Here is a 20604-nt window from a genome sequence, read left to right on the forward strand (position 1 = left end):
AGAGAAATAGTTTAATTGACGATATTTAAAAAAAATATGAATAGTAAGTATGTATTTGCTTTCGAAAAACTAGATGTATATCATAAAGCAATTGATTATGGCGAACACGTTCATTTGCAAATAAAGTCTTTTCCCAAAGATGAATTATATGCCATTTCCAGCCAATATAGACGAGCAGCAGATTCTATTGCTTTAAATATTTCTGAAGGCTACCCAGGAAGTGATGCTCAATTCATCAAACATTTGAATATTGCAATTTATAGTGCAAATGAATGTATTACTTGTAGCACCAAAGCCTTTAAAAGAAATTATATTGATTTTGAGAAAGATGAGGAAAACAGGATGTTGATCACAGAATTAACAAAAATGCTTTCGTCACTAAGGTCATACGTTAGAAAAAGATCTTTGTAATCCAACAGTATCAGCCTCATCTTCTCATCCACTAATCCTCTAAAACACTAATTAATGAACACCTACATAATAGACGGAATAAGAACACCAGTCGGCAATTATAAAGGAACACTATCCACCGTAAGACCCGACGATCTAGCAGCACACGTGATTAAAACACTAGTTGAAAAACATCCAGAAATCCCACAAGAAGATTATGCCGATGTGATTATGGGTTGTGCCAATCAAGCTGGTGAGGACAATCGTAATGTGGCTCGCATGGCCGGGTTATTGGCAGGATTACCATTTTCTGTTCCGGGAGAAACCGTCAACAGATTATGCAGCTCTGGATTAAGTGCTATCGTTCATGCGCATCGTGCGATACAAACCGGTGATGGCGAAGTGTTCATCTCTGGCGGCGTTGAGAACATGACTCGTGGCCCATTAGTCATTGCAAAACCTAGCAGTGCTTTTGGAACCGACTCTAAAATGTACGATTCCAGTTTTGGCTGGCGATTTGTCAATCAAAAGATGGCCGATATGTATGGTGTGGACGGTATGGGAAATACAGCTGAGAATCTAGTTTCCAAATTCGATATCTCCCGTGAGGATCAAGATAAATTTGCATCATGGTCACAACAAAAAGCAGCCGAAGCCAGGGAGTCTGGAAGACTTGCCAAAGAAATTGTGCCCGTTGAGATTCCGCAGCGTAAAAAAGATCCAATCATTTTTAAAGATGACGAATTTATACGCCCTGGTACAACCGTTGAAATTCTTGCCAAACTACGTCCAGCATTCAAAAAAGAAGGCGGATCAGTTACTGCCGGAAACGCTAGTGGTTTAAACGATGGTGCGGCGGCAACGATTATCGCCAGTGAGGATGCCGTTAAAAAATACGGACTCAAACCTATTGCAAAAATTTTGAGCAGCGCTGTAGTAGGTGTAGAGCCTAGAATCATGGGGATAGGTCCTGTAGAAGCAAGTAATAAAGCTCTTGAAAAGGCTGGTCTGACCATGGCTGATATGGGCGTTATAGAATTAAACGAGGCTTTTGCCTCGCAAGCTTTAGCCTGCATCAGAGAATGGGGGTTGAAAGATGACGATCCACGTATCAATCCTAATGGTGGTTCGATCGCCATAGGCCATCCGCTAGGGATGACGGGAACGCGACTGGCTTATACTGCAGCTTTGGAGTTATCGCTTTCGCGAAAGCGATATGCCCTCATCACCATGTGCGTAGGAGTTGGTCAAGGTTATGCGATGGTTATTGAGAATGTAGGTTTAAATTAGTTATCGAAATTCCAATAATTATTTCGTTTTAATACAAATTCATGATGAGGCACTTTTATCTTTTAATTTTCTTTTACTCCATCCCATTTCTGATGCTTTCTCAAGAGGTATCTATGGAAATTCTTTACAGGGAACATTCAGAGTATCCTCATGAAATCGCCTATGCCCATGTAAATAAATCAGTGCTTGTTCAAGGAGAGCAATTTGCATTTACTGCCTATGTCTATGATCGGAACCTCAAGCGACCAAGTTTCTTAACTCGTAACCTCTATTTTCAATTGACGTCAGAAAATGGTACTGTAATGGAGGAAGCTATGCTGTTAGTTAATAACGGGTCGACTGAGACAGTTGTAGAATTAGATTCGACATACGCAGCAGGTAATTACAAAATGAAGCTTTTCACTCGCTGGATGAAAAACCAATCAGATAAGCCTGAATTTACAACTGAGATCAAAGTGCTTTCTAAGGAGAACAGTCTTAGGGTTACAGAGGAAGTAATAACAAAGCCCTATGATATGCAATATTTTGCTGAGGGTGGTAAGTTATTAATGTCAGTCAATAATACGCTAGGGATCCTTATTAAAGACTCAAAAGGTCGTGGAGTTGAAATAAATAACGGCGAATTACTAGCTGGCCAAAAAGTGATTTCCTCATTCAGTACTAATGAAATGGGGTCTTCAAGAGTTTACTTTACTCCAGAACCTGGAACATCTTATTCCATTAAGGCAGTCATTGACGGTAAGACAATTATAAAAAGTATCAATGACATTTTAGATACTGGAATGATTTTATCAGTTAATCCATTAGGCAATGAAATTGGGATCACCTTAAGTACGAATAGTACTAGTTTGAGCCAAGTGGATGGCGATTATAAGGTTGCTGTACATGATGATTTGAATTTACAAGTTATTGTCATGCCTGTAAAAAAGCTTTCACAAACCACTTTTCTATCGGCAAATGAGGTTTCTCCTGGTATTAATATGGTCACTGTTTTTAATGAAGAAGGAGAGCCAATTCTTGAGAGAACATTCTTCAACTATAAAAATCTTCCTAAGAGTAATATTGCTTCAATTCAAGCAAATACTGTACTGGACTCTATAAATGTCGAGCTACAACTAGATAAAAAATTCAAATACGAAGCTCCCAATAAAGTTAGCCTCTCCATATTCCCTGTAAGCACAAAGGCTATTGATAGGAATAACTCTCTTGTTAGTAGATTCTTTTTAGGTTCTCATATTAAAGGGACTGTAGAAAACCCATCGTATTATTTCAATGATATCAACCGTCGAGTTAAATATGATATGGACAATTTGATGATCACTCAAGGTTGGACAGGTTATGAATGGGATAAACTATTTGGACCATCAAATAAACCTACTTACAGTTTTGATCAAGGGATTTCATTTAAAGCTCAGATAAATTCTAGAAACACAAGCCAGTTCATGATTTATCCTTTAAATAATTCAACTAGTGCGATTGTTGACCTCAAGGAAGGTTCAAACTTCTTTACAGCTACTGAGCTATATGCCATTGAGGGAGATGAGCTGCGAGTTAGCGGTATAAATAAGAAAGGAAAAAACATAAAACCTAATTTATACCCGACATTTGAACCTCGAGCCATTCCTAGGTATGACAGCAATGCTCCATATCTTGAGCTGCCTGTCGAGCCTGTATTAGAAGATCTGAATATCGGATCTTTCTTTCAAGGCGCGCAGGAGCTAGAGGCGGTAATCGTCAAAGCTGATGTGGAGAAAGAACGATTTCAGAAAATTATTGACCGCGAGCGTGGGTCAGTGGATGTATTTGATGATAAGGATAGAGCTAAATATTATAATCTTGCCACCTATTTAAGTCGTAGAGGCTTCAACACTTCTAGTGAAGATGGTATTTTCACTATAACTTCAAATTCTCGTGGTAATGGAGGTGTGGGATCACCATCGATTTTGATTGATGATGCATTCTATTCTGATCCATCTATTTTGACAACTCTTGATCCTAGTATTATTGATTATGTTGTAATTAATCGGGATGGGATAGGTGAGCGCCTTTCCAATAAGTTCGGGATAATTAAAATTTACACGAACCCATTGCTGTCACCTATTAGATCTCAAGACGCTATTTCTACAGCTTACCAAGTTCCGCTTAAGTTTTCAAAGAAAAAACTCTATTATAGACCAGAATACGGCAGCTATAATAGCGATTTCTTTAAGCAAGTCGGGATCATACATTTTCTTACAGATAATGACATTAGTGAAGATGGGAAGGTCAACTTTGGGTTCCCAAATCTTTTGAAAGATGAATATTTGGTCGTGTTAGAAGGTTGGACTGCAGATGGAGTTCTTATCAGTGAGGTTTTCGAAATCAAAATGTAACTGTGTTTTCGCTTTCGCGAAAGCGAAAAGTCCACATATCCATATGCAAAACAGTAGTAAAATAAAATGCTAGGAAAATTGAGAATTAATATCAATTTCTAATTTTTAAAAAAGCCTTCTACTTGTGAGTAGAAGGCTTTTTTAAATATAAATGAAGTGAGTTTTAAATGACCTCAATAAACAAACCAGCGTCGGTCTTAGCAACCTTAGCCACCTTTTTTCCAGTCAATCCTTTAACGGCTTTGTCCCATTTTTTATTAGAAAGGCCAGACTCTTCTTTCAACTGATTCAAGTCCACTTTTTCATGCTTTTTCAAACGCTCAAAAACAACTTTCTCATCCTCATTCAATTCTATACCTGCTTTTTTCTCAGGACGCATTTGAGGGAAGAATAGCACCTCTTGAATCGATGGGTTATTAGTTAAAAACATGATCAAGCGATCCATTCCTATTCCTAGTCCAGAAGTTGGAGGCATACCATATTCTAACGCTCTTAAGAAATCTTGATCAATAAACATAGCCTCATCATCACCACGGTCTGCAAGGGCTGCTTGAGCCTCAAAACGTTCTCGCTGGTCAATAGGGTCATTCAACTCACTGTAGGCATTGGCAATTTCTTTACCACATACCATTAGCTCAAAACGCTCTGTCAATTCTGGATTGTCGCGGTGCGTTTTACATAACGGACTCATCTCTTTAGGATAATCGGTTATGAATGTTGGTTGGATATAGTTTCCTTCACACTTCTCACCGAATATCTCGTCTATCAATTTCCCTTTACCCATGGATTTATCGACGTCGATGCCTTGCGCTTTCGCGAAAGCGAACAACTCTTCCTCACTCTTACCAGTAATATCAAAACCTGTAAAATGTTTGATAGAGTCGGTCATGGTCACTCGTGGATAAGGAGTTTTCCACTCAATCTCATGCTCGCCAAAAGTACTCGTCGTTTTACCATTTACCTTTACAGCACAGTGTTCCAAAAGGTTTTCTGTAAACTCCATCATCCAATTATAATCCTTGTAGGAAACGTAAATTTCCATCGCTGTGAATTCAGGATTGTGGGTGCGATCCATTCCCTCATTTCTAAAGTTTTTGCTGAATTCATAAACGCCGTCAAAACCACCAACGATCAAACGCTTCAAGTACAGCTCATTAGCAATACGCATATAAAGCGGTATGTCTAGTGAGTTGTGGTGCGTCACAAAAGGTTTTGCCGCAGCACCACCAGGAATGGGCTGGAGGATAGGCGTTTCTACTTCAAAATACTCTCGATCATTAAAAAAGGATCGCATGGCATTGAAAAGCTTTGTTCGCTTTACAAAAACGTCTTTTACTTTAGGGTTGACCACAAGATCAGCATACCGCTGGCGGTAACGCATTTCTGGATCGTTGAATTCATCATAGGTATTTCCATCAGCATCTGTTTTAGGCAATGGCAATGGTTTTAAGGCCTTGCTCAACAGTTCAAAATTTTTGACCATCACGGTTTGCTCTCCCACGTTAGTCATAAATAACTCTCCTTCTATGCCAACAAAATCGCCTATATCGAGCAATTTTTTATAAAGCTCATTATATAAAGTCTTATCGTCTCCAGGGCAAATCTCATCGCGATTGAAATATACCTGAATCTTTCCTTTACCGTCTTGGATCTCTGCAAAGGATGCTTTTCCTTGAATTCTTCTAGACATCAATCGGCCAGCGATGACTACTTTTTTTCCTTCTTCAAAATCAGATTTGATAGAAGCAGTAGTGGCATTCACATGGTATTGGGCTGCAGGATAAGGGTCGATTCCCATCTCACGGATTTTCCCTAGTTTTTCACGGCGTACGATTTCTTGTTCAGAAAGTGGCATTTGTCAATTTATTTAAGCAGGCAAAGATAACTTTGTAATGTGGTGTGGCAAAACACATTTGACTTTGACTATTAGTGAGCTGTATGATGTTTTCGCTTTCGCGAAAGCGAATTACCTCAAATAGCGGAATTAATTTTTAGAACCAGTGTAACTATTACCTAGTTTGAATGTCTTATCAAACACAATCTGTGATTTTATGTCCATTTGGAGAGTACTTCTTTCTATCATTATGCCACCTCTTGCCGTCCTTGATAAAGGTTGTGGTTCTATAGTTATTGTTTTTATTCTGACATTGCTGGGATGGGTGCCTGGGGTCATTGCTGCCTTGATTATTTTGAATAATCCTAATAGGTAAACCCATCCAATTTTGATACTATTGATTGCTTTGGTCCGCAAACACAGGGGCAATTAAATCTGTTGGCTGTACCTTTACAGGATGAATAAAACCGTCATTTTTCAGGATCTAGGCCGCAAGGATTACAAGGAAGTTTGGGATTACCAGGAGGAACTGTTTAAAGATATCCTGGATACTAAAATTCAAAATAGAAGGCAGGACGCTGGGTTAGAAACTGAGAATCACTTATTGTTTGTGGAACACGATCATGTATACACGCTGGGTAAAAGTGGAGATGTAGAGCACCTTCTGGCAAATGATCAAAAACTTGCTGACATAGGTGCTACTTATTATAAAATCAATCGTGGCGGAGATATAACCTATCATGGACCTGGGCAAATCACAGGTTATCCTATTCTTGATCTAGAAAACTTTTTTACAGATATTCATAAATACTTGCGTTTTCTAGAAGAAATCTTTATCAAAATTCTAGCAGATTACGGTTTGAAAGGCGAGCGCAGCCCTGGCGAGACAGGCGTGTGGCTGGATTTAGGTACGCCATTTGCTCGCAAAATATGTGCTCTAGGTGTACGAGCCAGTCGATGGGTGACCATGCACGGTTTTGCGTTTAATGTTAACACAAACCTTGGCTATTTTGATCACATCATACCATGCGGAATTCAAGACAAAGCGGTCACATCGCTCGCATCTGAATTAAAACGTGAAATTGACATGGATGAGGTGAAACAAAAAATTAAAATGTATTTCACAGAATTGTTTGAGGCTGAGCTGGTAGGCTAAAGTCTAAATCACCAGAGCTCTAATATTTGGCACTTTCTTAAGTGTCCGCTTTTTCCTACTGGATTATTTTTAAAGCATGACGCTCACACCAAAACAAATCAAGGAAGCTTTATCAGAACCAGAAATCGCAGCACATCTCGCTGATCTGGTGTATATTCAAGATGAACACCTTACCATACATAGAAAAAAATACGGCCGCGGTTTTACCTATTTGATTAATAATAAGGATCGAGTTAAGGACAAGGCAGAGCTCAAACGTATCAAATCTTTAGTAATTCCACCCGGTTGGAATAACGTGCGTATTTCCGCAGTGGCAAATGGGCATTTGCAATCCGTAGGGCGAGATGATAAAGGTCGCAAGGTGTATCGATACCATGATTTGTGGAACATTTTGAGAAACCAAACTAAGTTTTTTAAAATGTCCGCTTTCGCGAAAGCGTTACCCAAAATTAGAATGCGATTGCAACAAGATCTTCATTTAGAAGGAATGCCTCGCAACAAGTGTCTTGCTATCGTCTTGTCTGTAATGGACTTGACTCATGTGCGAGTAGGTAATGAATACTATGCTAAAAAAAATAAAACTTACGGGCTATCCACGTTGCGTACAAAACATTTGAAAGAAACTATCGAGGGAATATCCTTTGAGTTCAAGGGTAAAAAAGGAGTACAACAAAACACTCAAATTGATGACCCTGAGCTAGTTGAATTAATTCATGAATGTCAAGATATTCCGGGCTGGGAACTTTTTCAATACTATGATGAAAAGGGAAAACACCATGCTATTGATAGCGGGATGATCAATGATTACATCCATGAAATAGGAGGGGAAATTTTCACGGCTAAAGACTTTAGAACCTGGGGAGCGAGCACCGTTTTCTTTGAAACCATGATCAAGCTACCTGAACCTACTACCAAAAAGCAAACCAATCATAACATACTTACCGGGTATGACGCTGCGGCGGAAGAATTAGGAAATACAAGAGCAGTGTGCAGACAGTACTATGTGCATCCAGAGATTCCGAACGTGTACGAAACCGGAGATTTCAGCAAGTGGCGTAAAAAGGCAAGTTCTTACAAACAAAAAGATTTGCTATCCCCTGCGGAACGTTGTGTAAAAGAGATCATTCAAAATTTCGAAATTGAGTTTCAATTAGAAGCTTAGTTACCATTTATAAATAATCACGTCATTTCCATCTCTAGTGGTAAGGTAACGTTCTTTACCACCAGCAATTTCCGCTGTGCCATTACCATATACAGGTAAAAACGGTAAAATGGATCCCTTAGAGTCTATGATGTAGACTTTATTTTCTCCGTTGTCAACAACACTTACAAATTCTTGGGATCCCACTTTAGTTATTTCTGCTGGCAGGTATGTGCCATAAGGCAGATCAGCCTTATTCCCATTAAACTGAATGGTGTTTTTTGTTTGAATGAGCTGACTGCGTTCAGTCATGTATATATGACTCTCTGGATCTAATGAAGTTTTGGCTGTAGTCACTTTACCAGTAGTAGGATTAACCTGAAGGAGTTTGTTTTGAGAATTAATAAACTGAATCAAATTGTTGTTGAAATACAAAGGTGATCTAGCTTCTATTTTATCCTTAATTCGGGTTCGCACTTGTCCTGTTCTGCTCAACAATTGCAATTGATTTCTAGCTGTAGTAAATGCAATGTAATCTTTATTACCTCTTTTAAAATGCTGAGGAGAACTCGTAATCTTACCTGATTTTTTATAGTTGAATCCGCTGACTGTGTTTCCTCGATTGTTCAGTAAGGTTATCTCATCACCTGTGGTTACCACAAATCTATAATCTTTATCATTGTCGTAATCAAAGACGCTTAGAGGTTGAGTGATGGTTTTTTTAGCATCGTAGGGGAACTGATCAACATTTTCACCATCTCTGTCCAATAGGTACACTTTCTTCTCAGTTGAGAATAGCAATTGCTTCCTTCCATTTTTATACACATCCACTGCATGAATGTCTCCCACTATTTTAGAGTCTAAAGATTTGCTCCAGTACGGCGTCCCGTTTTCAGAGATTAAAGTGAGCTGAAAATCTTCAGATTGAAAGGCGACATCTTGGGTGTTATTGAGATGATTGGGAAACAAATGTGGTCCAGCAATAATATTCTTTTCAGATTTGAAAGTTCCTATTTGCGCAACAAGAGGTTGATCTGCAGCGGTCGTTGCATAGGGTATTTCCATTCTGTAAAACGCATAACCATCCTCATGGACGTATTGACTGATGATTGCTTTTGTAGTACTCATGTCAATTGCGTTCAAGACTTTTAGGTCTTCTTTACTAACCTCAATAATTGGTGATTTCAAAGATGGTACACTGGTGATATTGATGAGGCTACTGCTGTTACTTATGTTCTTTTTAGCGTCTTTCCACCATAATTGAGCTGCAAGTGTGGTTCCATTTTCATAATTAGAAACAATCATTTCAATGCTTTCTCTATCTGCAGCGATCACTAAAAAGTCATCTAGTAAAGCGACTTGTGAAAAAGACCCTTCAGTAAGTAATGGAGAAAGTGAATTTGTGGTAATAGGTTTGGTCAACGAATAAATTGATTGATCACGATACGTGGACTTGGCACTGCTTAAACTATCTAAATCCATGAATAAAGTTTCATAGGGTAAAAGAGTAAATGCCAAGGCACTTCCTTGTTCCAATTGAATTTGACTGACTTCCTGTGCGTTAGATAGAATGTCCATGAGCTGCGGACTTACTGTTGGCATTCGATTGTAATATGTAGTCAGATTGTTAGTCAATTGACTAACATCACCATACGTAAATGCGCTTAGGGAACGACTGTTTGCCGGAGCGATTCGATCCAGCTGATTTTCTTGAGCTTCTAAATTATTATACAGCGCATGCTTTTGTTTGATGCTATCTTTATAGGAGATCAACCCTTCAAAATGCAAGGCAGTAGGATCTTTTTTTAGGCTTAATTGAAACCATTGCGCATAATTATGTAGCTCTGATTTATTTCTTCCTAAAAGAAAATAGTACAGCCAGTTTTGATCAGTTGCTCTCACATAAAAACTTAAGTCATCGTGGGTGCGTTCATAGAGTTTTTGAAACCCTGGATCAAAAACATATTCTGCAATATTCCTTCTTATCAAACTCTCCACTACTAAAAGAGATGAACTTGCTATATGAACGCCGTCTTTGTTTGCAGAGTAATAACTTCCTCCTTTAGCTGATTTCTCTAAAATTTCTATCTGGTTGTATTCGATTCGTTTTTTAATAGAGGCACTGTCAATTGGATTTTTGAACCCTTCTGTCACTAGGGTAATGGCAACCTGATTTTTACCCTCAATGCTTAGTGCTATAAAAGACTCCTCTTTTAAACTATAGTTATCTAGAAATGCGCTAGCTTTTTTGAGTTCCTCCATTCTGGAAAGCGACTGCAATTGTTCCATCAACGGGTTATCATTTAGTAGCAACTGTAAATCATCCATATCAGACAATGCTACAATAATTTTAGAGTCCGTAGGAATGCTGTGAACTAAGGCGTTTTCTACGCTCACCGTATCAGTGCAACTGGTGAGAATTAATATAAAACCAAGAATTCCTAATAGTTTGCTCATGAATGATAATTTGAGCAAAAATAGAAGGTTATACGGCAATAGCATGGCTTTTTAAGAAAGTTATAGCGGCAATTTCAACTGCTCTGGCAACAGTTTAAAACTCATGCGATGGTAAATGGTCGTACCGTGCTCCCGTATAGCAGATCTATGTTGAGCAGTAGGATAGCCTTGATTTTTCTGCCATTTGTACTGTGGGAATTCTTTGTCCAATTGCTCCATAAATTCATCCCTATATGTTTTAGCCAGTATGGAGGCTGCCGCAATATGGAGGTATTTTCCATCCCCTTTAATAACAGTAGTAGCGGGAATATCTTTGTACTTGTGGAAACGATTTCCATCCACAGCAATATGTTCTGGTCTGATTTTGAGACCGTCAATAGCTAAATGCATCGCAAGTAGACTGGCATTTAAAATATTGATTTCGTCTATTTTGGCTTGATGCACATGAGCCACATGGTAGCACAGGGCTTCTTTTTCAATGACTTCTCTCAGTTGGTTTCTTCGCTTTCGCGAAAGCGTTTTACTATCAGTCAATCCTGCACAAACAAAACCTTGTGGTAGAATCACAGCTGCGGCAGTCACGGGTCCAGCCAGACAACCCCTACCAGCCTCGTCAGTTCCGCATTCGATTAAGTCGAGATGTATTTTTTCTTTTAAGGAAGTCAATGATTAAGAAATTCATGTACTTCAACAAATCTATAACATGTCCTAGTATATTAGAAAGAAATGAAGGAGGCTTAAATTTTTACTCGCAGGAATTATTGCAGCCTATGAATTCATAGTGGGGAAGTTTAACTAAAATCCTCGCCAGAAATTAAAACAATTTTTCTATGAAAAAACTACTAGTTCCTGAATCGGAAAGGTAAACTGCACCTGAGCTGTTGGTGGCACGTCGACAACTAACACTAAGTCTTGAGTTTGCCGGAATGAATAAAGTTTGAGTAAAGGATATCGAACCTCTTATAGAGCCATCGCTTGCTTTCATTTCTGAGCTTTTAAAAAATGGACCAACCTCAGTATTGTCTATCTCAAGTCGAGCTTCAATTTGTGATAAGCCACCGTTTGTAGGATCTGCTTCCATCGATAAATTAACGGTAATCTGATAACGGCCAGCTTCTTTTACATCAAGAAAACGTCTATTTATGGGATTACTGGATGGGGTCGAGTTAGGTCTCTGGTACAACTCTGGAGCATCATTGAATGCAGGCTTTGTGGCTGGCAGTCCAAAAATATCTGCCTTTGTAGCTCCTACCACGTTTAAATTATTATCAGTATGATTGCTGGAATTTATGAACTTTGCCATGGAGCCGATAGTAGCGTTGAGCCTTTGCCATTTAGTTACCGTCCAGTAAAAATAACCTCTTTGTAGATCTTCATTAATATTATAAACTAAGGTTCCTTTCCTTGTGTTTTCGGGTAATGGGTCGGTTTTGCTTAAATCGGTCAAATGTACTTTAGTAAAGAGAACACCAGACTTCTCAGTTCCATCTAGATCTTCTACATGGAGAATTGTTCCTGTTGCAGGAGAATCAGTTCCAATCCCTACCTGAGCAGTTGCAGGAAAGCAAATGCCTAAGGCAAACATGACTACAAGAGTGGTGTAAAAATGATTGGAAAGATTAGGAAGCATATATGAGGTGATAATTGAGTTAAAGTATTTTTTGTATAAAGATGGTCGATGTTCCAAGGGACCTGAGTCTTACAATTCCCACATTTTCTGATTTTGAAGATTGATGTCTTAAGGTTATGGTTTGACCCGCATTTATTTTCACAGATTGTGTGAATGAAAGTGAACCGTTATCTGTAGGTGATGTTGAAGTCATGTTCATTTCTGTACTACGATACAGAGGACCTCTATCTGACCCGTTTACTCGTATGCGTATATCAATTTCTGCACGTCCATCTCTTCTTGCATTTCCAGAAGTACCGTAATTACCTACCAGCGATAGTGCCACTGTGACTTGGTAAATTCCGGTTTCATTCACCGTAATTCCAGTGGTCCCGCTAGCCTGGTACAGCACCGTATTATCATTAAATTCAGTACTTCCTACAATTTGAACGGTACCGCCACCATTATTCAAATTTCCTGATGTAACCTGAGCGTTTGGATTTTTGAACTTTGCCATTTGACCTACATACGCATTGAACCGCACCCAGGATGAACCGTCCCAAAAATAAAAACCTGGACCTGATTCAAGATTAGTATTGAAAACTAAGGTTCCAGATTCGGTTCCTACGGGCAATGGGCTGATTGTAGTAAGATCAACAATATCCGCTTCAGGTAGTACAACACCAGATGAACTAGGAGAGCCATTTACCTCCAATAGAAGACCAACCGCTGGAGCACCATCAGTTCCTATCCCAACTTGTGCAAGACCAGATATCGCAGCTAATAGAAATAGTAACGTGAGGAGAATTCTACCGAATATATATGTCAAATTAGTATTCATAAAATCAGTTGATCTTTATGATGTAGAATGAACTAGGGCGACTTGCATTAAGCCATACTATATTGTCACCACTAGCATTTGATCGATAGGAAGCTAGACTTATTACGTCATCTTTTTTTAATTCTATAATCTCAACAAAGCTTACGGCACCATCGTCATCTTCAGAGTTGCGATTATCATCCATTTCAGAACTATGCTGATTAGATCCAGGATAGGTGGTATTTCCTAAACTATCGGTAATTTGGAGCCTTATTTCAACAACATTATCATCAATTAAGTCATTATCCTCTTGAGCCTCCAGGCCTAAAGTAACTGCGATACGGTATCTACCGCTAGCGTTTATTTTAAGATTTTTACTTTGTTCTGTAGAATTAGCACCAACCGTCTCATAGAGATTGTTGTTATCGTTAAATTCCGGATTACCAAATATGGGGATCTTGAATCCAGCGCTTACATCTTGATTCAAATCACCAGCGGCGCCATCAGCTACAGGGTTGCCGTAAAGCTCTTTCTTCCCAATATATGGATCTACATACCTCCAAGTGTGGGCTGGTTTATCCCACCATACATAACCTAATCCAGATGCGGTATTTGTATTGAAAGTAAGAGTGCCGTCCTCAATACCAATAGGGAATGGCGCCTCCGTATTTAAATCTTCAATGTTTGATCTTGTAAGAATAACTCCTTGTGTTCCATCGCCAGTAACCTCAAAGGCTACTCCAGGTGAAAAATGGGTAGTATTGATGCCAGCCTGTGCCATCAAGGGATGACAATCCGTAAAATGCAAAGCAAGAAAAATAAGTAGAATGGATCTCATACATTTAACCTTACGAATAAAAGTAGGAGTCAGATGTCTGAATATCGGTGTTTTATGTTTTTTTAACGTTATTTGGCGATATTCTATGCATTTGGTCGGTTAACACTTTGGTTATTAAGATTTTACTTACAGATTTATTCGATGATTTCTGACTAACACTTGTTAGTCATCGCTCCTTAGATTTTGTATTTTAGCAAAAGAAAAAGGGATAGTTCGCTTTCGCGAAAGCGAAATTCCATCAAAACCAGATTAGAACTAATTATCTATGATTTTAAAGAGTTATATAAACGGTCAGTGGCAGGCAGGAAAACAGGACGGTAACGAGCGTTTCATGTGGGATGCCATTACCGGTGAGCAAATAGGAGCTACCTCTACGGCAAATCTTGATATCGCATCAGTTTTACAATACGGTCGCGATCATGGGAAGACATTACGCAACATGACCTTCCAACAACGTGGAAACATGATCAAGAAACTGGCGTTGTATTTGGAAAAACGCAAAGCTAAATTTTACGAAGTAAGCTATAGAACTGGAGCGACACGCGCCGACTCCTGGGTAGATATAGAAGGTGGTTTTGGAAATCTTTTTGCAAACGCAAGTCTGCGTAAACTCTTTCCAGATCAATCCTACGCGGTTGAAGGCGATCCTATAGATCTATCTCGTGGAGGTCGCTTTATGGCGCATCATATTTTGGTGCCACGTCGTGGTGTAGCTGTGCATATCAACGCTTTTAACTTCCCGGTTTGGGGAATGTTGGAAAAATGCGCCGTCAATTGGATGGCAGGAATGCCAGCAGTCGTATTGCCAGCACCACAAACCGCATTTTTAACCGAGGCTGTCGTGCGCGAAATCATAGCCAGCGGGATTCTACCTGAAGGAGCTTTGCAATTGCTTAGTGGCTTGACCACAAATATCTTGGACAACGTAAATTCTACAGATGTTGTGACCTTTACAGGTAGTGCGGCAACTGGAAGAAAATTAAAATCGCATCCGCGATTGTTGGAAGAATCGGTGCCATTTACCATGGAAGCAGATTCCTTAAACTCCTCGGTTTTGGGACCAGATGCGGTTCCTGGGACTCCAGAATTTGACATTTTTGTCAAGGAAGTACGCAAAGAAATGACCTCAAAAGCCGGCCAAAAATGTACGGCTATTCGCAGGATCATGGTTCCAGAGAATTTGATGGAAGACGTTCAGATCGCGCTAGGAAAACAACTATCACAAACCGTCATCGGTGATCCATTATTGCGGGAAACCCGCATGGGCGCGATGATCAACAACGAGCAGCGTGATACTTTAAAGGAGCAAATTAGCAAGATCTCAAAAACTGCAGACATCGTTTACGGGAATCTGGATGAGGTTCAGATCACCGGCGATCGCGCCCAGAAAGGTGCGTTTATGTCGCCTATTTTGATGCGAGAGGATGAGCCATTCAAGAATACCCAGGTTCACGAGGTAGAATGCTTTGGTCCGGTGAGTACGTTGATGCCCTACAAAAACTTGGACGAGGCGATTGAGCTAGCTCACATGGGCAAAGGCTCGCTGGTGAGCAGTGTGGTCACTGGAGATGACGCTTTCGCGAAAGCGTACACCATCAACGCCGCATCATCACACGGCAGAATATTGACTTTGAATAGAGAAAGTGCACCACAATCCACGGGTCATGGTTCGCCGTTACCATTATTGGTTCACGGTGGTCCAGGACGCGCCGGTGGCGGTGAGGAAATGGGCGGTTTGCGCGGTATTAAGCACTACATGCAGCGATGTGCCGTTCAGGGAAGCCCAACATCTTTGACCGAAATCACTGGAATTTACCAACCCAACGGCGCCTACAAAGAAGCCGAAAAACATCCGTTCGCCTATCATTATGAGGACATAAAACCCGGAATGTCTCTGGAAACGCATAAACGTACTTTAACCGATACTGATATTCAGAACTTTGCAAATTTGACTTGGGATCATTTTTATGCGCATACTGATATTACCAGTCTGGAAGGCAGTATTTTTAAGAAACGAACGGCTCACGGTTACTTTATCATCAGTGCTGCCGCAGGACTTTTTGTCTATCCCAATAAAGGTCCAGTATCTGCTAACTACGGCTTGGAAGATATCAGATTCTTACGACCTTTATATCACAACGATACAATTTATGTGCGGTTGACCTGCAAGGAAAAACGCGAGCGCGACGTCAATGGCCGCGAGCACCCTAGCGGAATCGTAAAATGGTACGTTGAAGTCTTTGATGCAGAGCCAGTAGATTATGAAAATGGCAAAACCGATGAAGAAGCAGAGTCGCTTGTCGCAATTGCCACGATCCTGACCATGGTTGAAAAACGCCAGGACACGTTCCCAGAAATCACTGAAGGTTATATCAAGTCCGCTTTCGCGAAATTGAACTCGGACACAAAACCTCAATGGGGAATCATGACCGCACAACACATGGTCGAGCATCTGGAAATGAGTTACAGAATCGCTGCTGGTCAGATTCAGGATTTTGAGGTGGCAACACCAGAAGAACATTTGGAAAAAGTCGCCGCAACCTTATGGAACTACAAAAAGATGCCGCAAAACCATAAAATGCCGTTGATGAAGCAGGACGGCACGCTGGAAGATTTGAAGCATGAAGATCTGCAAACTGCCAAAGCCAAAATGCTAGAAGCACGTGAGGAATACCTGGATTATTTCAAACGCAACCCAAAGGCCGTGACTAAGAATGCTGTTTTTGGAGAGTTGAGTAAGTATGAGTGGAGTTTGTTGGAAAGGAAGCATGTTTCACACCACCTAACTCAATTTGGAATAATCGATTAAGCGAAGCCGCTATGCAGCGGCTTGACAGTCGAATAGTCAAGCCGTCGCAGGACGGCTTCGCTACCTAACTAACGAAATCATTAAAACTAGCATCTACCCACAATGAATACAATGTTCACCTACATCATGGCTCATATCGAGAATCGATTGTTTTATGTAGGTGTAACAAACAATATAAAACAAATAGTCTTTGACCATAAGAATGCGACCTTTGAAACACATACCGGACATTATAATATCAAGCAATTGGGTCTGGTTCGAAAAGCAAGATGGACCTATAGATGCGATAAGGCGTGAAAAATTGATCAAGAAATGGAAAAGAGAATACAAAATCAATCTAATAGAGTCGATAAACCCAGAATGGAAAGATCTTGCAAACAATTGGAATTTTGATGGGTTTGTAACGAGTAAAGAGAGATTTAATTAAACTAGAAACCGAAGCCGCTCTGCAGCGGCTTGAATAAGATTTGAAAATAACGAGTGAGCGAAGCCGTCCTGCGACGGCTTGACACATAAAACTGAAATTTTGACTAAGGAATACGTAAAAACAACAACAGAAAATCAAATAACAACCATAGAATTCTTCCACCCAGCACACAACTCGCTGCCAGGCGATATTCTAGCACAACTGGCTCAAGCGATCACAGATGCGGGAAATGACGACGACACCAAAGTCGTTATTTTAAAATCAGGCGGTGAGCGCACATTTTGTGCTGGCGCCAGTTTCAAAGAATTGATAGCCATCGAAGATGAAAAGACCGGCGAGGTATTTTTCAGCGGCTTTGCAAATGTGATTAATGCGATGCGCAAATGTCCCAAGTTTATCATAGGTCGCGTTCAAGGAAAAACAGTTGGTGGCGGCGTTGGTGTTGCCAGTGCCACAGATTATTGTTTTGCAACCAAATTTGCGAGCATCAAACTGAGTGAATTAAACATAGGAATTGGCCCATTTGTGGTAGGTCCAGCTGTCGAGCGCAAACTAGGTTTAAGCGGTATGAGCCAGATCGCCATTAACGCAAACGAATTTTATTCACCAGAATGGGCGCAACAAAACGGATTGTTTGCTGAGGTTTACGATTCCACAAAAGACATGGATGAAGCCGTCCAGAAATTTGCAGAAAATCTGTGCAACTACAATCCAGAAGCTATGAAACACATGAAAGAAATGATGTGGTCCAATTGTGAGAATTGGGACGAACTTTTGGCGGAACGCGCTAAGATTTCAGGTAGATTGGTTTTGAGTGAATTTACTAAAGAGACACTGAAACGATTTAAATAGAAAAACCTCTTCAATCTCTTAAAAATTGAAGAGGTTTAAAATTTACTGCTGCTTACTTGTTCTTATAATCTGAAGAATAAGTAATAAAAAGAGCAGGATGAAAACCATAAAAGTTGAGTCCATTTTCATATCTTTATTTTACTAAAACATTTGACCAGCAGCATCCGCTGTAGATACTTAGGTAATAGTTTGAAGGCTTTCCTAAGATATTTTAAATGTACAATAAAAATCCTTATTTAGAATGATTCTAAATAAGGATTTTTCATTAAAGTTATTATCATCGTTCTTATATCTAAAAAACTCATGATTTACAGCTTCAAATCCCACATACCAGTAATACACGAGAGTTCATTTGTGCATCCGCTGGCGGCGGTGATTGGTAATGTGATCATCGGGAAAAATTGTTATGTGGGCCCTAGCGCGGTGATACGCGGCGATTGGGGCGAGATTATTCTGGAAGATGGCGTCAATGTCCAGGAAAATTGCACGGTTCATATGTTTCCTGGTAAGAGCATTCGCTTTAAAGAGAGCGCACACATCGGGCATGGAGCTGTGATTCATGGAGCTAATCTGGGTCGCAACTGCTTGATAGGCATGAACAGCGTGATCATGGACGATGCGGTAATAGGCGATGAGTGCATCGTAGGTGCAATGTCATTTGTTAAGGCTGAAGTTGTTTTTGAACCACGCAGCCTCATTGTGGGCAATCCTGCCAAAAAAATAAAGGAAGTGAGCGAGGAGATGATCGCCTGGAAAACCGCGGGAACAAAACTTTACCAGCAGCTACCGGCTGATTGTCACGCGACAATGAAGCAAGTTGAGCCTTTACGAGAAATTCCCGCAAACCGCCCTGTTCAGGAAGATTTTTATAAGACGTTGCGGGAGATAAAGAAAAATTGAACTTTGAGTTCTGACTTCTGAATTTAGCTGTCAGGCTAAGCCTGTCGAAGCCGAGAACTCAGTTTATATGACTTGTCAATGGTAGGGTTACGGCTCTGAGAAAAAACTAGAATCTACTCAAGTCTAATTCCACTAGACTTTGCTTATTCATCAAATCAGTCGTACGTCTCACGTCTGCAAGAATTGAGCAAAGCTTAAGACGAGCTAGTCTTTTGTCAAACTCCGCTTTCGCGAAAGCGAATTCCAACACAATCTTCTCTACTAACAACTGTTAGTTTTTGTAAATTTGAAACATGGCAAAAACCACAGATTTTATACTGCCCAAAATGGGCGAATCGATTACGGAAGGAACGATTCTCAACTGGCTTGTTCAAGAAGGTGATTCCTTTGAAGAAGGCGATATCATCGTAGAAGTTGGGACTGACAAGGTAGATAATGAAGTGCCTGCACCATTTGACGGTACAATGATTAAATATCTCGCAGGTGCTGGAGATGTCGTAGAAATAGGAAAGCCGGTTGCAAAACTCGAAGCTTCAAGTGGTGAAAGCTCAAAAAAAGTGACGCCCAGCGATGACCATCAGGAAATTAAAAAACCTGCTGGACTGGAAGATGTTTCATCAGAAAAAGATTCTGACAAAAAGAAAGAGATGCTGAAACAAGTTCAGCATGACAAAAAACGTAGTGTTTCAAGTTCAAGTTCAAGTTCAAGTTCGGTTTCAACCTCGTACATCAATAAAGACTTATTTGTAAGTCCGCTAGTTGACAAAATTGCTCGTGAGAATCACATGTCTTATGAAGAACTCGCTCGTATTCCTGCTACTGGAAACAAAGGTAGATTGCGCAAAAGTGATGTGATCCAGTATTTGAAAGAAGGCAGGCCCAATCAGTTTGCTCAAGCAGTTTCAAACGAGCCAGACCCAACGGCATATCGCATACCGCAATTAAAGTTTGATAAAGGTCAAGGCAAGATTATTGAAATGGATCGCATGCGATCCATGATTGCAGATCACATGGTATATTCTGTGCACACGAGTCCGCATGTGACGGCTTATGTTGAGGCAGACTTGACGGACTTGGTGAATTGGCGCAATAAAAACAAAGCACCTTTTCAAGAGAAATATGGTGAGAAATTGACATTTACACCTTTGTTTGTGGATGCCGTGGCGAGAGCGATCAAAGAATTTCCTAATATCAACGCCAGTGTTGATGGGAAAAATATTATCGTCAAAGAAAACATCAATGTAGGAATGGCAACCGCTTTACCATCAGGAAATCTAATTGTCCCGGTCGTTAAAAATGCCGATCAAAAATCATTACAGGAAATTGCTGCAGATGTGAATCGCATGGCAAACCTTGCAAGAGAGAATAAGTTAGGTGGCGATGATATTAAGGGTGGTACGTTCACCATTTCAAATGTTGGGACTTTCGGTTCGTTGATGGGAACACCTATTATCAATCAGCCAGAAGTGGCTATTCTCGCCACCGGAATTATTAAAAAACGTGCTGAAGTAATGACGCGCGATGGAGAAGATAGCATTGAGATACGCAGTATGATGATGTTGTCCTTATCATTTGACCATCGGGTTGTTGATGGGTTTTTAGGAGGAAGCTTTTTAAAGCAAGTGGCGATAAACTTAGAAAAAGCTCCAGAAAGTAGCTGTTAAACAAAGCCGCTCTTTGGCGGCTTGATATTAAAAATGAGCATTTGA

Annotated in this window: 19 protein-coding genes; 12 read left to right on the forward strand and 7 right to left on the reverse strand. The window is 40.1% G+C overall.

What is annotated here, in order from left to right; translation table 11 throughout:
* The first annotated feature begins 36 nt into the window (after positions 1–36).
* The 3 genes from NMS_RS07845 (at position 37) to NMS_RS07855 (ending at position 4052) form a co-directional block, all read left to right on the forward strand.
* Positions 37–411: a four helix bundle protein gene (locus NMS_RS07845; RefSeq protein WP_041496207.1), complete on the forward strand. Its 375-nt coding sequence runs from the start codon at positions 37–39 to the stop codon at positions 409–411.
* A gap of 54 nt (positions 412–465) precedes the next feature.
* The gene (locus tag NMS_RS07850) at positions 466–1680 is read left to right on the forward strand and encodes an acetyl-CoA C-acyltransferase (RefSeq protein ID WP_041496208.1); all 1215 of its coding nucleotides are present in this window, start codon (positions 466–468) and stop codon (positions 1678–1680) included.
* Between the two features lie 113 nt (positions 1681–1793).
* Entirely contained in the window at positions 1794–4052 is a 2259-nt protein-coding gene (locus tag NMS_RS07855) for a hypothetical protein (RefSeq protein WP_148311350.1), read from the forward strand.
* A 163-nt stretch (positions 4053–4215) separates the two neighbouring features.
* On the opposite strand, the gene lysS is transcribed toward NMS_RS07855, so the two are convergent.
* A complete protein-coding gene (lysS, locus tag NMS_RS07860; RefSeq protein WP_041496210.1) occupies positions 4216–5907 on the reverse strand; it encodes a lysine--tRNA ligase in 1692 nt (563 codons plus the stop codon).
* Between the two features lie 196 nt (positions 5908–6103).
* Here lysS and NMS_RS13730 point away from each other — a divergent pair, with 196 nt between their 5' ends.
* The 3 genes from NMS_RS13730 to NMS_RS07875 all read left to right on the forward strand — a co-directional run bounded on the left by NMS_RS13730 (position 6104) and on the right by NMS_RS07875 (position 8204).
* Positions 6104–6262, forward strand: a complete 159-nt coding sequence (locus tag NMS_RS13730) for a YqaE/Pmp3 family membrane protein (RefSeq protein WP_084217656.1) — start codon at positions 6104–6106, stop codon at positions 6260–6262.
* Positions 6263–6343: 81 nt separating this feature from the next.
* Entirely contained in the window at positions 6344–7042 is a 699-nt protein-coding gene (gene lipB, locus NMS_RS07870) for a lipoyl(octanoyl) transferase LipB (RefSeq protein ID WP_041496211.1), read from the forward strand.
* Between the two features lie 76 nt (positions 7043–7118).
* Positions 7119–8204 carry a DNA topoisomerase IB gene (locus tag NMS_RS07875; protein WP_041496212.1) on the forward strand — a complete coding sequence of 362 codons (1086 nt, stop codon included), beginning with the start codon at positions 7119–7121 and terminating at the stop codon, positions 8202–8204.
* Here NMS_RS07875 and NMS_RS07880 read toward each other — a convergent pair whose 3' ends face one another.
* From NMS_RS07880 to NMS_RS07900, 5 genes are all read right to left on the reverse strand, one after another.
* A complete protein-coding gene (locus tag NMS_RS07880; RefSeq protein ID WP_041496213.1) occupies positions 8205–10640 on the reverse strand; it encodes a hypothetical protein in 2436 nt (811 codons plus the stop codon).
* Between the two features lie 60 nt (positions 10641–10700).
* A complete protein-coding gene (locus NMS_RS07885; protein WP_052476840.1) occupies positions 10701–11306 on the reverse strand; it encodes a ribonuclease HII in 606 nt (201 codons plus the stop codon).
* A 148-nt stretch (positions 11307–11454) separates the two neighbouring features.
* Positions 11455–12270: a hypothetical protein gene (locus NMS_RS07890; protein ID WP_041496214.1), complete on the reverse strand. Its 816-nt coding sequence runs from the start codon at positions 12268–12270 to the stop codon at positions 11455–11457.
* A 19-nt stretch (positions 12271–12289) separates the two neighbouring features.
* Positions 12290–13090 carry a hypothetical protein gene (locus NMS_RS07895; RefSeq protein ID WP_041496215.1) on the reverse strand — a complete coding sequence of 267 codons (801 nt, stop codon included), beginning with the start codon at positions 13088–13090 and terminating at the stop codon, positions 12290–12292.
* A gap of 4 nt (positions 13091–13094) precedes the next feature.
* On the reverse strand, positions 13095–13907 hold the full coding sequence (locus NMS_RS07900) for a hypothetical protein (protein ID WP_148311351.1): 813 nt from the start codon (positions 13905–13907) through the stop codon (positions 13095–13097).
* A gap of 265 nt (positions 13908–14172) precedes the next feature.
* Between NMS_RS07900 and paaZ the strand changes: the two genes are divergently transcribed.
* From paaZ to NMS_RS07920, 5 genes are all read left to right on the forward strand, one after another.
* Positions 14173–16716, forward strand: a complete 2544-nt coding sequence (gene paaZ / locus NMS_RS07905) for a phenylacetic acid degradation bifunctional protein PaaZ (protein ID WP_041496217.1) — start codon at positions 14173–14175, stop codon at positions 16714–16716.
* Positions 16717–16827: 111 nt separating this feature from the next.
* Positions 16828–17013: a GIY-YIG nuclease family protein gene (locus NMS_RS14030; protein WP_316931180.1), complete on the forward strand. Its 186-nt coding sequence runs from the start codon at positions 16828–16830 to the stop codon at positions 17011–17013.
* On the forward strand, positions 16928–17143 hold the full coding sequence (locus NMS_RS14090; protein ID WP_316931183.1) for a GIY-YIG nuclease family protein: 216 nt from the start codon (positions 16928–16930) through the stop codon (positions 17141–17143). The genes NMS_RS14030 and NMS_RS14090 overlap by 86 nt, the downstream gene beginning before the upstream one ends.
* A gap of 99 nt (positions 17144–17242) precedes the next feature.
* Positions 17243–17995, forward strand: a complete 753-nt coding sequence (locus NMS_RS07915) for an enoyl-CoA hydratase/isomerase family protein (protein WP_041497581.1) — start codon at positions 17243–17245, stop codon at positions 17993–17995.
* Between the two features lie 303 nt (positions 17996–18298).
* The gene (locus tag NMS_RS07920; protein WP_041496218.1) at positions 18299–18895 is read left to right on the forward strand and encodes an acyltransferase; all 597 of its coding nucleotides are present in this window, start codon (positions 18299–18301) and stop codon (positions 18893–18895) included.
* 106 nt (positions 18896–19001) lie between these two features.
* Here NMS_RS07920 and NMS_RS13905 read toward each other — a convergent pair whose 3' ends face one another.
* Positions 19002–19163 (reverse strand): hypothetical protein, encoded by a 162-nt coding sequence (locus NMS_RS13905; RefSeq protein WP_158448972.1) that lies wholly within the window; start codon positions 19161–19163, stop codon positions 19002–19004.
* A gap of 25 nt (positions 19164–19188) precedes the next feature.
* On the opposite strand from NMS_RS13905, the gene NMS_RS07925 reads away from it, so the two are divergent.
* Entirely contained in the window at positions 19189–20559 is a 1371-nt protein-coding gene (locus tag NMS_RS07925; protein ID WP_041496219.1) for a dihydrolipoamide acetyltransferase family protein, read from the forward strand.
* Positions 20560–20604 lie beyond the last annotated feature (45 nt).

It is taken from the genome of Nonlabens marinus S1-08 (genome assembly GCF_000831385.1).
Taxonomy (GTDB): Bacteria; Bacteroidota; Bacteroidia; order Flavobacteriales; family Flavobacteriaceae; genus Nonlabens; species Nonlabens marinus.

What these genes read in the sequence shown, in the direction of transcription:
- NMS_RS07845 (WP_041496207.1), top strand. Translation starts at nt 37, where the DNA reads ATGAATAGTAAGTATGTATTTGCTTTCGAAAAACTAGATGTATATCAT.
- NMS_RS07850 (WP_041496208.1), top strand. Translation starts at nt 466, where the DNA reads ATGAACACCTACATAATAGACGGAATAAGAACACCAGTCGGCAATTAT.
- NMS_RS07855 (WP_148311350.1), top strand. Translation starts at nt 1,794, where the DNA reads ATGGAAATTCTTTACAGGGAACATTCAGAGTATCCTCATGAAATCGCC.
- lysS (WP_041496210.1), bottom strand. Translation starts at nt 5,907, where the DNA reads ATGCCACTTTCTGAACAAGAAATCGTACGCCGTGAAAAACTAGGGAAA.
- NMS_RS13730 (WP_084217656.1), top strand. Translation starts at nt 6,104, where the DNA reads ATGTCCATTTGGAGAGTACTTCTTTCTATCATTATGCCACCTCTTGCC.
- lipB (WP_041496211.1), top strand. Translation starts at nt 6,344, where the DNA reads ATGAATAAAACCGTCATTTTTCAGGATCTAGGCCGCAAGGATTACAAG.
- NMS_RS07875 (WP_041496212.1), top strand. Translation starts at nt 7,119, where the DNA reads ATGACGCTCACACCAAAACAAATCAAGGAAGCTTTATCAGAACCAGAA.
- NMS_RS07880 (WP_041496213.1), bottom strand. Translation starts at nt 10,640, where the DNA reads ATGAGCAAACTATTAGGAATTCTTGGTTTTATATTAATTCTCACCAGT.
- NMS_RS07890 (WP_041496214.1), bottom strand. Translation starts at nt 12,270, where the DNA reads ATGCTTCCTAATCTTTCCAATCATTTTTACACCACTCTTGTAGTCATG.
- NMS_RS07895 (WP_041496215.1), bottom strand. Translation starts at nt 13,090, where the DNA reads ATGAATACTAATTTGACATATATATTCGGTAGAATTCTCCTCACGTTA.
- NMS_RS07900 (WP_148311351.1), bottom strand. Translation starts at nt 13,907, where the DNA reads ATGAGATCCATTCTACTTATTTTTCTTGCTTTGCATTTTACGGATTGT.
- paaZ (WP_041496217.1), top strand. Translation starts at nt 14,173, where the DNA reads ATGATTTTAAAGAGTTATATAAACGGTCAGTGGCAGGCAGGAAAACAG.
- NMS_RS14030 (WP_316931180.1), top strand. Translation starts at nt 16,828, where the DNA reads ATGTTCACCTACATCATGGCTCATATCGAGAATCGATTGTTTTATGTA.
- NMS_RS07920 (WP_041496218.1), top strand. Translation starts at nt 18,299, where the DNA reads ATGATTTACAGCTTCAAATCCCACATACCAGTAATACACGAGAGTTCA.
- NMS_RS07925 (WP_041496219.1), top strand. Translation starts at nt 19,189, where the DNA reads ATGGCAAAAACCACAGATTTTATACTGCCCAAAATGGGCGAATCGATT.